The following is a 12,352-nucleotide window of genomic DNA, read 5'->3' on the forward strand; positions in this document are numbered from 1 at the left end:
CGGAGAAGGCCCGGCGGAACGGCCGGAACCACGAGGGAAGGGCCCGCCACCGCCGTACCCATCGATCGGCGGAGGAGCGAACCTGCCATGCGCACTACTACGCACACCGAGATAGTCGTCGTCGGAGGCGGGCCGGTCGGCATGCTGATCGCCGCCGAGCTGGGGGCGTACGGGATCGACGTCGTGGTGCTGGAGGAGAAGCGGGCGACGCCCGATCAGCCCAAGGCCGGGACCGTCCACGCCAGGGCCGTGCAGGCGCTGGCCCGGCGGGGCTACCTCGGGCTGCCGCGGTTCTCGGACGCTCCGGTGACCGAGCAGTTCCACTTCGCCGGAATGCCCGGGCTGACGATCACGGTTCCCGCGGCCGAGCCGGAGCCCGTCCTCAAGCGCGCACAGGCCGATCTGGAGCGGGAGTTCGAGGAACGGGCCCGGGATCGCGGGGTGACCGTGCTCCGCGACCACCGGGTGACCGCGCTGCGCCAGGGGCCCGACGGGGTCGAAGTGGTGGCCGAAGGGCCCGGGGGCGAGCACACGTACAACGCCGGCTTCCTGGTCGGGGCCGACGGCGCGCGCAGCACCGTGCGCCGGGAGGCCGGCTTCACCGAGGACACCCACCCCGCGACGGTCTCGGCGATGATGGGCCTGGTCCGGCTGATCGAGCCCGACAAGGCGCCGCGGGGCTGGTGCCGTACCGAGCGGGGCTGGGTCGTCGCGAAGCCCGTTCCCGACGGGCACTCGCTCGTACGCACGCTCGACTGCGACGGGCCCCATCCTCACCGGCGCACACAGGCGACCGTGCAGGAACTGCAGGCCGAGGTGTCCCGGATCGCCGGATACGACATCCCGATGGAGGATGCGCTCTCCGTGACGCGGTTCAGCGACTTCACCCGGCTGGTGCGCCACTACCGCAAGGACCGCGTGTTCCTGGCGGGGGACGCCGCGCACGTGCACTTCCCGATCGGGGGGCAGGGGTTGAGCACCGGACTGGTCGACGCGCTCAACCTGGCCTGGAAGCTGGCCCACGCCGTGCGCGGAACGGCGGGCGAGGGGCTGCTCGACACGTACGACGACGAGCGCAGACCCGCCGCGCAGCGGGTCATCGACAACACCCGCGTCCAGCTGACCCTGATGCGTCCCGCCCCCGAATTCGACCCGCTCCGCGCGATGGTCTCCGAGCTGCTGACGCTGGAGCAGACCCAACGGCACATGGGCGACTTGATCAGCGCGCAGGAGACGGTGTACCCGGCTCGCTCGGGCTTCGCCTCCCGGTGGGAGGGGCGGTTCCTGGAGAACGTCACGGTGACGGACGGCGCGGAGCCGCAGGACGTCACGGGGCTGCTGTCCGGCAGCCGGCCCCTGCTTCTCCTGTCCGGCGAGCAGGCTGCGGCGTACGGCGAGTCGGCCCGGGGCTGGGCCCATGTCCTGAACACCGTCACCGCCTCACCGGATGCCGCCCTCCCGTGCGACGCGGTGCTGGTGCGTCCTGACGGCCATATCGCCTGGGCACCGGACGCGGGTGACCTCACCGACGCGCTGCGCCGGTGGTTCGGCGAGCCCCGGTAGGCGCCGGCGGGCGGCAACCCGTCTGCGGATCGAGCCCCGGTCGCCCGTGACGTGGATCTCCTCGTCGAGCAACGACATGATCGACACAGGAGATCACCGTCTGGTTGGATCTTGTTCCGGGCGCGGTTCGCCTGTCGCCGCGCCGGAAACCACGGGGGATTTCATGAACACGACGACGATCGACGAGGGAAGCCTCCGGTCGCCCAGCGGGCCGTTTCCCGCGTCACTGGCTCAGGTGCATCGCGCCAGGGAGGCCGACGCCTTCCCGGTCAGCTGGACGCGGACGGGGGACGACCACTACTCGGTCATCGCCCACTGGCCCGCTGAACACCCTTACTTCATACCGGCACACGGGCACCGCTACGATCCGCTGCTCGTCACCGAGACCATGCGCCAGGCCACCCTGCTCGTGTTACACGCCGGGTACGGCGTCCCGGTGGGACACCACTTCCTCCTGGAGGAACTGCAGTTCACCTGCCGCATGGACGAGCTCGCCATCGACGACGGGCCCGGGGAGGTGGAGGTGCGGGTGGTCTGCTCCGATGTGAAGCGGGCCCGTGGGCACGTCTCCCGGCTCAGGGTCGACATGGTCGTGCGCCGCGCGGGATCGGTCGCGTCCACGGGCGTCATCCTGGGGCGGATCATCGGCCCGGAGGCCTACCGGCGCATACGGGGCGACCGTGCCGTCCCGGGATTCGAGGTCCCGCGGACACCTCCGGTGACGGCCTCGCTCGTCGGCCGGTCGTACGCGGAGGACGTCCTGCTCTCGCCCACGCCGCAGGACCGGATGTGGCGGCTGCGGGTCGACACCAGGCACCCGATCCTGTTCCAGGGCGAGAAGGACCACGTGCCCGGGATGCTGCTCCTCGAAGCAGCCAGGCAGGCGGCCGAACTGGGGACGCCGTCCCAGCCGTTCGTCCCGTCCTCGGGACGTATAAGCTTCCAGCGCTACGCGGAGTTCGGTACCCCCTGCTGGATACGGGCCCAGGCCCTGCCCCCATCGAGCGCCGGAACGACCGGCGTCACCATCACGGGGAGCCAGGACGACGGCGCGGTGTTCCTCGCCGAGCTCTCCTCCTCCCTTCCCGCCTGCTGACGGACGGTAACGCAGACATGATCCTTGTCACCGGAGCAACCGGCACGGTGGGGCGCGAGGTCGCCCGCCTGCTCGCCCCCAGCCGACCGCTGCGCATCCTCACGAGGCGGCCCGAACTCGCCGGCTTCCAAGGGCCCGACGTCACCGTGGTCCGCGGCGGCTTCACGGACCCCGAAAGCCTCCACCGGGCGCTCACGGGAGTCCACGCCGCCTTCCTGGTCACCAACCGGGTGGCGGAGGAGGACGACGCGCGGTTCATCGACGCGGCCCGGGCCTGCGGCGTACGGCACCTGGTCAAGCTCTCCGCGGCAGCCGTGGAGGATCCGGAGGCGGACGACCTCATCACCCGCTGGCAGCGCGACAACGAGCGGGCCGTGCGGGAATCGGGACTGGCGTGGACCTTGCTGCGCCCCCGGTCCTTCATGTCCAACACGCTGTCGTGGGCGCCGGCCATCCGTTCCGAGGGCGTCGTCCGCGCGCTCCACGGGGAGTCCGCCAACACCTGCGTGGACCCGCGCGACATCGCCGAGGTGGCGGTGCACGCGCTGACCCAGGACGGGCACGAGGGCCGCGTGCACACGCTGTCCGGTCCGGAGGCGGTCACCGCGCTCGAACAGACCGCGGTGCTCTCGAAGGTCCTGGGGCGACCGCTGCGCTTCGAGGAACTCGGTCCGGAGCAGGCCCGCTCCGCCCTGCTGCGCCGCTATCCCGAGGCGATCGCCGAAGCGCTCCTGCACAGCGCCGAGCGCCAGCGGGCCGGCGCGAAGACACGGGTGGAGTCCGCGGTGCCCGCGGTACTGGGACGCCCCGCACGGACCTTCGCCGCCTGGGCGGCGGACCACGCGCAGGCGTTCGCCTGACCGGTCCGCCCCCGCCACGACGGTACGGGCCGGCCGCACTCCTCGACGGAGCGGCGCGAGCACCCGCGGGGAGGACCGGCCCGCGCATCCCACGCCCCAATCGAGTGCGGCACACGCGGAGTGTCCGGGGCCGTCGCTCTCCCCCTCGCTGTGAGGATGGTGCCGTCGGCCCGGGGACCTCTTCGCCCCGCCCTGTCCTCTCCCCCTCCCGCTGTGCGAGTCGCCGTGATCGCTCTCCTCGTCCTCCTGACTCTGCTGTTCCTGTGGACCGTCGTGTCCGACCGGCTGGCGCGGTGGAGCATCACCGCCCCGATCGCCTTCGCCCTGGCCGGGATCCTCCTCAGCGGTCAGGACCACCCGGTCGTACCGCTCGACATGGACACCCACACCTTCCAGCGGACCATCGAACTCGTCCTTGCGGTGATGCTCTTCACCGACGCCACGGAGGCCCGGGACTACGCCCGCCTGCGGGGCCCGGTCGGCGAGGGAAGACTCCTCGGAATCGCCCTGCCTGCCTCGGTCGTGCTCGCGACACTGGCGGGTGCCCTCGTCTTTCCCGGCAGGAGCTGGTGGCTGCTGGCCGTCGCGGCCCTCGTCGTCATGCCCATGGACCTCGCCCCGGTCCTGATGATCCTGCGTGACGAGCGCGTGCCGCTGCGGGTGTGGGCCGCGCTCAACATCGAGGGCGGGTTCAACGACGGTCTGATCTCCCCGCTCTTCGTCTTCTGCGTCGCCAACCTGGTCTCCGCCGGGGGCGAGACCTTTGGCGACCTCCTCCTCAACGCCCTCAAGGGCGCGGTGTACGCGGCGATCATCGGCAGCGTCCTCGGGTATCTGGCCTGTCTTCGCGGTCCTCGCGTACCTCCAGCTCCCCAAGGAGGAAGCGGACTTCGTGGTGAACGTGACCGCCGCGACGGTCCTGCTCAGCGTGATCCTGCACGGCGTCTCGGCGGAACCGCTCGCCCGCTGGTTCGCACGGCATCCGCAGCCCGAGGAGCCGGCGGCTCCGACTGTCCCCGGCCGATGAGGATCCTGGAGGCATCAAGCAGCCCATGATCAGCCCGGCTGCGGTCATCCCGCCTCGGATCGAGCCGGGGTGGTCTGTGGACGGGTGACCTGGGCACGGTTGCGGGCCCGGACAGCCCGGCGCTCCCCGGCCTCGGCGAGCATCGCCGCTCTGGCTTCCTCTCCGGCGTCGAACGCCGCCGGAGAGAAGCGGTCGTCGGCTCTGACGTGCCGTTCCCATGCGTCCTGCCAGAACTCCACCGTCCAGCCCGGCCACACCTCTGGTACTCGGTAAGCCTGTGGCGAGGAGTAGAGGGACCACCAGCCCAGGTGGCGGCGTTCCGGGTCGAGGTGGATGCCGGAGTTGACGTGCAGGTGGCAGCCTCCGTGCCCGGGGGCGTCGGCCAGACGGTCGAGCAGGGCGGCACCCTCGTGGACAGGGTGGTCGAAGGCGTCAGAGGCGACGTGGCAGCGGCCGGTGCTGACCGTGATCACCACACCGCCTGGGTCGGGCCCGGCCAAGTCCTCGTCGTCGGGGGCGAGGAACGGGGCCGAAGAAGGGTCCGAATCGCGGCAGCGGACGTGCTCCGGGTCCAGTCCGACGTACTCACGCAGTTCGGCCGGGCCGTCGTACAGCCAGCGGACCTCCCAGCCCGGCCACGCGGCTCGGATCAGCTCGAACATGGCCGCGCGGTGGCCGAGCTCAGTGCTGGGCCCCTCCCAGGCGAAGAACAGGAGCGCCTTCCGGCCGAGGTCGAGCAGTATCCCGCCCTGGGCCATGGTGTCGTCCAACCACCAGCCGTCCTGGCGGAGTCCGGGAAGCATGGCGAGAAACGGCGTCGGCCCTTCCAGCAGGTCGAGGTCGATTCCGACCGCCCAGCCGGTCCGGTACAGCTCATGTGTGCCGTCCTCGCGGACCACGATGACGTTGGCTCTGTCTCCCATCGGGTCAGGATGACCGGGCGGAAGGATGTCGGCCATCCGTTTTCTGCCGGTGCCGGCCAGCAGCGCAGGTCGCCCCACACGAGCACGATCGGACCCATCTGACTTGGCATCGCGCGCCAACTCGGCCGCTCGGCTCTCAGGGCACCAGGTTGCAGCGTCGCGCGATTGCCTTGAGGCGTTCGAGTTCGCGTCGCGCTGCCGTCGGGTGGGCGAGATCAAGGGCCATCCCGGCGCGGGCCGAGATGTAGAGGATGTCCTGGCGCGTGGCGGCGTCGAGGCCGGGGGCGGCCTGGAGGCGGCGGCCCGCGACAAGCAGGTAGATCGCGATGCTGTCGAGATCCTCGCGCAGCTGCACGGGAAGCACGTGCCGCAGTTCGTCCTTGGCGTAGTCGCGCGCCTGCGAGTCCGCCGTGCAGGGTCCGGGCTGCACGGGAGCCCAGTGAAGGCCGGCGTCCCGGGCGTCGTCGTACATCTCCGTCACCAAGGCGCGTGCAGACGCGAGATCGCCCTCGGCGGCTGCCTCGCGAGCCGACTGCAACGTGGAGCACAGTCGCGCACGGACCTGGGGATCCTCGCCGGTCCGGGCGTTCAGATAGCCGGACCACACGTCGAACGCCTTACTCAACTCGGCATCCAGCATGATCTTGTACACGTCCGGCACTCGGCCGCCCCTTCGTCGAGCCCGTCCCGGCATGGACGGCAGCGGAAAGGATAGGACGACCGCCGGACGGGATGCCTGGAATTTACCCAGTGCAGCGTGCAGGAGCCCCCGTGCCGACCGAAATGCGTACTGCTGCCGAGCCACGTGCGTAGCTGCCGACCAAGCAGCTCAGTCTCATCGGGTTAGCGGCGGACGCGGGGCATGCCCAGGCCGATCCAGGAGATGATCTCGCGCTGGATCTCGTTGTTGCCGCCGCCGAAGGTGAAGATGACGGCCGAGCGGTAGCCGCGCTCCAGTTCGCCGTGGAGGACCGCGCCCGCCGAGCCCTCCTTCAGGGCGCCCGCCGAGCCGACGACCTCCATGAGGGCGGCGTAGGCGTCGCGGCGGGCCTCGGAGCCGTACACCTTGACGGCGGAGGCGTCCTGCGGGGTGAGGGTGCCGTGCTGGACGGCGTTCACCATCTGCCAGTTGAGGAGCTTCATCGCGTCGAGGCGGGCGTGGGTGCGGGCCAGGGAGCGGCGGACCCACGGGAGGTCGATGACGCGGCGGCCGTCGGAGAGCGGGGTGCCGGCGGCCCAGCGCTGGACGTCGTGGAGGGCGCGGATCGCCATCGTGCCGTGGGCGGCGAGGGTCACGCGCTCGTGGTTGAGCTGGTTGGTGATGAGCCGCCAGCCCTTGTTCTCCTCGCCGACGCGGCGGGAGACGGGGACGCGGACGTCGTCGTAGTAGCTCGCGGTGGTGTCGTGCGAGGCGAGCGTGTTGATGATCGTGCAGGAGTAGCCCGGGGCGCTCGTCGGCACGAGGAGCATGGTGATGCCCTTGTGGGGCGGGGCGTCGGGGTCCGTGCGGACGGCGAGCCAGACCCAGTCGGCGGTGTCGCCGTTCGTCGTCCAGATCTTCTGGCCGTTGACGACGTACGTGTCGCCCTCGCGCACCGCGCGGGTCTTGAGGGCCGCCAGGTCGGTGCCCGCGTCGGGCTCGCTGTAGCCGATCGCGAAGTCGATCTCGCCGGAGAGGATCCGGGGCAGGAAGTACGTCTTCTGCTCGTCCGTGCCGTACCGCATGATCGTCGGGCCGACGGTGTTCAGCGCCATCAGCGGCAGCGGTACGCCGGCCTGCGCGGCCTCGTCGAAGAAGATGAACTGCTCCATCGGGGTCAGCCCGCGGCCGCCGTACTCGGTGGGCCAGCCGACCCCGAGCCAGCCGTCGGAGCCGAGGCGTCGCACGGTCTCGCGGTAGAAGCGCTTCTGGGCGGCCGGGTCCTCGTAGCGGGTGTGGACGTCGTCCGGGACCAGCTCGGCGAAGTACGCCCGCAGCTCGGCGCGGAGGCTGTTCTGTGCGGGCGTGTACTCGAGGTGCATGGCGTCCTCCCGTGGCGGCGTCCTGCGGCGGCCGCGGCGTCCTCGTCCGCGACGCGCGACGGCGCACACGGTAGAACGTGTTCCACAAATGCGGAAGGCTCGCGACTCCGCCGGAACGCCCGCGACCCCGGTTCGGAACGACCGATCCGGGGCCCACGAGAGGATGGCGTGCGTCCTACGGCAGGAGCTCGTCCATGCAGGCACGTCCCTTCTCGGCCATGCGGCGTTCCGCCCAGGCGAGATTCTTCGGATTCAGGTCACGGCCGGAGGCGAGGACCACGTCCTCCGGACCGTATTCGCCCTCCGACCCGGTGTGCAGCAGCCGGTCGGGCGTCGGGATGTCCCCCGGGGACGTCTTGTCGGGCTCAGCGTTCATGCCGCCTCCTACGTGTTCGTCCGGCACTCGCCATTCTCGTGTCCGGTCCCCGTGAGCGCATCCGGGGCCGCCGTCGCCCCCTGTCGACGCGGTGTCGGTGGCGTGTCGACCGGGACGGGGACGGTAGGACCCGGCCCCGCCGTCCCCGAGGAGTACCCGATGCCCCAGCCCCTCCCCCTGCACCGCCTCCACGTCACCGCCGTCCGCCCGGTGACCCCGCGCATGCGCCGGGTCACCCTCGGCGGCCCGAGCCTCGACGGCCTCGTCCTGGCGGGCCCCGACCAGCAGGTGAAGCTGTTCTTCCCCCGGCCGGACCAGGCCGAGCCGGTCCTGCCGGTGCCCGGGCCCGACGGTGACGCGATGCGCTGGTACGGGGCCTACGCGGCGCTCCCCGAGGAGGAACGGCCGTGGATGCGGAGCTACACCCTCCGGGCGCACGACCCGGGCGCCGGGACGGTCGACATCGACTTCTTCCTCCACGGGGACGCCGAGGACGCGGGTCCCGCGACCCGCTGGGCGCGGTCGGCGCGGCCCGGGGACGTCCTGGGCATGTTCGGTCCTTCGGCGGAGTTCGCGGTCCCCGTCGATCCGGGCGCGGGCGACTGGACGCTGCTGTACGCCGACGCCTGCGCGCTCCCCGCGCTCGCCACGGTCGTCGCCGCACTGCCTCCGGGGCAGCGGGCCCTGGCGTACGTCCAGCTGCCCGACGCGGCCGAGGAGCAGCCGCTGCCGACGGCCGGGGACCTGACCGTGCGCCACCTTCGTGACGGCGCCGCGCCGGCCGAGGCCGTACGGGCGGACACCCTGCCCGCCGGCCGGCCGTACGTCTGGCTCGCGGGCGAGGCCTCGGCCGTGCGGGGGCTGCGGCGGCACCTCGTCGAGGAGCGGGGTGTCGACCGGCGCTCGGTGCACTTCACCGGGTACTGGCGCCGCCGCCTCACCCAGGACGACGCGCCGACCCCGGAGGACCTGGCCGAGGCACGCGAGCGCCTGTCGCTCGGCTAGGGGGCGTCCTGTCGATCAGGCCGGATCGGGGTCGGCCAGGCCCTGGCCGCGGACGAGGGTGGCGGCTTCCCTGAGGGAGAGCCCGGCGCCCTCCTCGTACCGGCGGGTGTACGTCTCCGCCGGCAGGGCCCGGCGGAGCACCTCCTCGGCGCGGGCCCGGATCGCGGCCTCGGTCTGCGGGGTGAAGGGGCGGAAGCCGCCGCCCGTGTCGGAGCCGACGTGGGCGTCGTACCCGCCGAGGAGCCGCGCTCCCGTCTCGGCGTCGTCCGGTCCGCCGAGGCCGCCACGGGCCCAGGCGGCGGTCGCGAACTGGGCGACGACCAGGTGCGGGGCGACCAGGTGGGCGAGGGTCTCCACGTCCGCGACGGCCCGGGCGAGCCGCTTCAGCGCCCGGTCGTAGGCGCCGTCGAGGCAGTCGAGCCACGCCCAGGTACCGCCGACGAGACCCCAGAAGAGCGCCGGGGTGACCTCCCCGAACTCTCCCTCCAGGAGGGAGAGCTGCGCGCGTGCGAGGCGGGTGCGCCCGGTGTGGCCGTAGTGCTGGGCGAGCAGCAGCCGGCCGGCGCCGGCGGACTCGGCGCCCCACTGCCCGGCCTCGTCGGCGGCCTCGGCCAGCAGGCGTTCGGCCTCCGGGTCTCCCGCCGGGGCGAGCCGGAGCCGTACGGCCGCGAGGCGGGCCGTGAAGACGGGCACCTGGGAGCGCGCGCCGACGCGGGCTGCGGCGTCGGTGGCCCGCTCGAAGTCGGCGGCGGCCTCGGCGAGCCGGCCCGCGCGCTCGTTGGCCTCGCCGCGCGCGGCGAGGGACTCCGCGATCCCCCAGGAGTCCCCGGCCGCCTCGAAGAGGGCGAGCGCCTCGGCCGCGTCGCCGCCGTGGCCGGCGAGCTTGGCCCGCATGAGGAGCGCGAAGCCCAGGTCCCAGCCGGGGCCGTGCGCGCGGCAGGCGTCGACGATCAGGGTCAGGGTCTCGTCGAGACCGGTGAGCTCCCCGGTCATCAGCCGGGCGAAGTACCACATCGTGCCCGGCTGGCGGCAGGTCTGCGGGAGGCCGGGGCGGTACGCGGCGACGAGGGCGGTGAGGCGGGTGCGGGTCTCGGGCCGTTCGAGGGCGGTGGCGCCGCCGTCGCCGCCCTCGGTCGCGAGCGCGTACAGACGGCCGCCGCGCCGGGCCTCCCACAGCCGCTCGCCGGTCCACGGCGGGGGCACGTCCACGCACCGGCCGTCCAGCGGCTCGGCGGGGCGCACGGGCTCCTCGAACGGGTCGGGGCCGAGGCGGCCGGTCTCGGCGGCCCAGGTGCGGGCGTCGACCTGGTGGTTGCGGAGCTGCCAGAACCAGCTCAGCACATGGACGAGGCAGAGCAGCTCCTGCTCGTCGCCGAGCGCCACGGCGGTCCGGAGGGCGCCGCGCAGATTGCCGTGCTCCCGCTCGAAGCGGGCGATGGCGGCGATCTGACCGGGACCGCGCAGCTCCGGATCGGTCCGGCGGGCGAACTCCCGGTAGTACGTGAGGTGCCGGCGCGCGACGGCCACGCGCTCCCCGGCCTCGTCGAGCCGCTCCCCCGCGTACTCAGCGACGGTCTCCAGCAGCCGGAAACGCATCCCGCCGTCGTCCGGGGCGGTCACCACGAGCGACTTGTCGACCAGGGCGCCGAGGACGTCGAGGACGTCGGCACCGGATACGCCGAGTCCGTCGGCCCCGGACACGCCGGGACCGTCGGCACCGTGCCACGGCGGCGCACCGGCGCCGGGCCCACCCGGCACGCCGCCGCCCGGCTCGCCCGGCTCGCCCGGGGCAGCGGCGTCCGGCGTCGTCCCGGCCCCGCACACCGTCTCCGCCGCCGTCAGGTCGCAGCCGCCCGTGAAGACCGCCAGGCGCCGCAGTACCGCCCGCTCGGGCTCGTCGAGGAGGTCCCAGGACCAGTCGACCACCGCGCGCAGGGTCTGCTGGCGCGGCAGTACCGTGCGGGCGCCCGAGGTCAGCAGGCGGAAGCGGTCGTCGAGGCGGTCCGCGATCTGGCGGGCCGACATCATCCGCAGCCGCGCCGCCGCCAGTTCGACGGCCAGCGGCAGCCCGTCGAGCCGGCGGCAGATCTCCTCCGCCGCCTCCGGGTCCTGCGCCACGTCGAAGCCCGGGCGCGCGGCCGCGCCCCGTTCCCCGAGGAGCCGGAGCGCCATGTCCACCGGCAGCGGGCCCAGGGGCCGCACCTCCTCCCCCGGCACCCCCAGCGGCTCCCGGCTGGTGGCGAGGACGGTCACGCCCGGGCAGCGGGTGAGGAGCGCCTGCGCGAGTTCCGCCGCCTCGGCGACGACGTGTTCGCAGTTGTCGAGGACGAGCAGCATCCGGCGCCCGGCGCAGTGCTCGACGAGACCCGCGAAGCGGTCCTTCGGTCCGGCCGGGGCGACGGCCGGGGTCGGCCAGAGCTGGGTCTCACGGGCGCCGAGTGCGGTGAGGACGGCGGCGGCGACCGTGGACTCCTCGCGTACGGAGGCGAGTTCGGCGAGATGGACGGGGCCGTCGTACGTCCCGGCCGCCTCCAGGGCGAGCCGGGTCTTGCCCACGCCGCCCGGACCGGTGAGGGTGACGAGCCGGCGTCCTTCCCAGGCGGCGGCGAGCGAACCGAGTTCCTCGGCCCGGCCGATGAACGACGTCAGGCGGGCGGGAAGGGTCCGGGGCGGGGCGGGTACGGGCCCGTCCTCCGCGAGCAGTTCGGCGTGCAGGGAGCGCAGTTCAGGCCCCGGGTCCGTGCCGAGCCGCTCGGCGAGGGCCTCGCGCACCTCCTCGTACGCCGCGAGGGCCTCGGCGGGCCGCCCCGCCGCGCGCAGGGCGCGGATGCGCAGGGCCTGGAGGGGTTCGTCGAGGGGCTGTCCGGCGGCGAGCGCGGCGAGGGGCGCGAGGACGTCGGCGGCCCGCCCGAGGGCCAGGTCGGCGGCGAGCCGGTCGCGGCGGGCCTGGGCGTGCCGCTGTTCGACCCGTACGACCAGGGGGTCGGTGTCCCGGCCGGGCAGGTCCGCGAGCGCCGGCCCGCGCCAGAGCCCGAGGGCCTCGTCGAGGAGCGCGGCCGCCCGCTCGGCGTGGCCGTCGGCGAGCGCGGCGGCGCCTCCGGCGGCGAGCCGTTCGAAGACGTGCAGGTCGACGGCGTCCGGCCCGGCGGCGAGCCGGTAGCCGCCGGGCTCCGAGACGACGGCTTCGCGGCCGAGGGCGCGGCGCAGGCGGCCGACGAGGGCCTGGAGCGCCGCCGTACGGTCCTGGTCGTCGGCCGGGTCGCCGTCGGCCCAGACCTGGTCGATCAGCGCGCCGGGTCCCACCGCGCGTCCGCCGGCGGCGGCGAGGGCGGTGAGGAGGGCCCGGAGCCTGGCACCGCTCAGGGCGACCTCCGTCCCGTCGTCGGTACGGAAGGCCTGGCACGGACCGAGAACACGGTAGGGCGGCTGCACCGGCCCATTCTGCCCCGGCACGGCGGCCGTGGTCCCACGGGTCCGGGC

Annotated in this window: 10 protein-coding genes; 5 read left to right on the top strand and 5 right to left on the bottom strand. The window is 73.6% G+C overall.

Annotated elements, in window-relative coordinates:
- The first annotated feature begins 87 nt into the window (after positions 1-87).
- The 4 genes from AB5J54_RS04050 to AB5J54_RS04065 all read left to right on the top strand — a co-directional run bounded on the left by AB5J54_RS04050 (position 88) and on the right by AB5J54_RS04065 (position 4,575).
- Positions 88-1,563 carry an FAD-dependent monooxygenase gene (locus AB5J54_RS04050; protein ID WP_369142488.1) on the top strand — a complete coding sequence of 492 codons (1,476 nt, stop codon included), beginning with the start codon at positions 88-90 and terminating at the stop codon, positions 1,561-1,563.
- Positions 1,564-1,798: 235 nt separating this feature from the next.
- Positions 1,799-2,659: a ScbA/BarX family gamma-butyrolactone biosynthesis protein gene (locus AB5J54_RS04055; protein WP_369142489.1), complete on the top strand. Its 861-nt coding sequence runs from the start codon at positions 1,799-1,801 to the stop codon at positions 2,657-2,659.
- A gap of 17 nt (positions 2,660-2,676) precedes the next feature.
- Positions 2,677-3,519 (top strand): SDR family oxidoreductase, encoded by an 843-nt coding sequence (locus tag AB5J54_RS04060; RefSeq protein ID WP_369142490.1) that lies wholly within the window; start codon positions 2,677-2,679, stop codon positions 3,517-3,519.
- 213 nt (positions 3,520-3,732) lie between these two features.
- Positions 3,733-4,575, top strand: a complete 843-nt coding sequence (locus tag AB5J54_RS04065; RefSeq protein ID WP_369142491.1) for a hypothetical protein — start codon at positions 3,733-3,735, stop codon at positions 4,573-4,575.
- 15 nt (positions 4,576-4,590) lie between these two features.
- Here AB5J54_RS04065 and AB5J54_RS04070 read toward each other — a convergent pair whose 3' ends face one another.
- The 4 genes from AB5J54_RS04070 to AB5J54_RS04085 all read right to left on the bottom strand — a co-directional run bounded on the left by AB5J54_RS04070 (position 4,591) and on the right by AB5J54_RS04085 (position 7,867).
- On the bottom strand, positions 4,591-5,469 hold the full coding sequence (locus AB5J54_RS04070) for a hypothetical protein (RefSeq protein ID WP_369142492.1): 879 nt from the start codon (positions 5,467-5,469) through the stop codon (positions 4,591-4,593).
- A 136-nt stretch (positions 5,470-5,605) separates the two neighbouring features.
- Positions 5,606-6,130: a hypothetical protein gene (locus AB5J54_RS04075; protein WP_369142493.1), complete on the bottom strand. Its 525-nt coding sequence runs from the start codon at positions 6,128-6,130 to the stop codon at positions 5,606-5,608.
- 182 nt (positions 6,131-6,312) lie between these two features.
- Complete coding sequence (locus AB5J54_RS04080; RefSeq protein ID WP_369142494.1) at positions 6,313-7,491, bottom strand: acyl-CoA dehydrogenase family protein; 1,179 nt, start codon at positions 7,489-7,491, stop codon at positions 6,313-6,315.
- Between the two features lie 175 nt (positions 7,492-7,666).
- On the bottom strand, positions 7,667-7,867 hold the full coding sequence (locus AB5J54_RS04085) for a hypothetical protein (RefSeq protein WP_369142495.1): 201 nt from the start codon (positions 7,865-7,867) through the stop codon (positions 7,667-7,669).
- 159 nt (positions 7,868-8,026) lie between these two features.
- On the opposite strand from AB5J54_RS04085, the gene AB5J54_RS04090 reads away from it, so the two are divergent.
- Positions 8,027-8,872 (top strand): siderophore-interacting protein, encoded by an 846-nt coding sequence (locus AB5J54_RS04090; RefSeq protein ID WP_369142496.1) that lies wholly within the window; start codon positions 8,027-8,029, stop codon positions 8,870-8,872.
- A 15-nt stretch (positions 8,873-8,887) separates the two neighbouring features.
- On the opposite strand, the gene AB5J54_RS04095 is transcribed toward AB5J54_RS04090, so the two are convergent.
- Entirely contained in the window at positions 8,888-12,304 is a 3,417-nt protein-coding gene (locus tag AB5J54_RS04095) for a BTAD domain-containing putative transcriptional regulator (RefSeq protein ID WP_369142497.1), read from the bottom strand.
- Between the last annotated feature and the right edge of the window lie 48 nt (positions 12,305-12,352).

Origin of the sequence: Streptomyces sp. R44 (genome assembly GCF_041053105.1) — a bacterium.
Taxonomy (GTDB): domain Bacteria; phylum Actinomycetota; class Actinomycetes; order Streptomycetales; family Streptomycetaceae; genus Streptomyces.

Bases quoted from the DNA above. Each gene is read 5' to 3' on its own strand.
- AB5J54_RS04050 (WP_369142488.1), top strand. From the start codon at position 88: ATGCGCACTACTACGCACACCGAGATAGTCGTCGTCGGAGGCGGGCCG.
- AB5J54_RS04090 (WP_369142496.1), top strand. From the start codon at position 8,027: ATGCCCCAGCCCCTCCCCCTGCACCGCCTCCACGTCACCGCCGTCCGC.
- AB5J54_RS04085 (WP_369142495.1), bottom strand. From the start codon at position 7,867: ATGAACGCTGAGCCCGACAAGACGTCCCCGGGGGACATCCCGACGCCC.
- AB5J54_RS04070 (WP_369142492.1), bottom strand. From the start codon at position 5,469: ATGGGAGACAGAGCCAACGTCATCGTGGTCCGCGAGGACGGCACACAT.
- AB5J54_RS04060 (WP_369142490.1), top strand. From the start codon at position 2,677: ATGATCCTTGTCACCGGAGCAACCGGCACGGTGGGGCGCGAGGTCGCC.
- AB5J54_RS04080 (WP_369142494.1), bottom strand. From the start codon at position 7,491: ATGCACCTCGAGTACACGCCCGCACAGAACAGCCTCCGCGCCGAGCTG.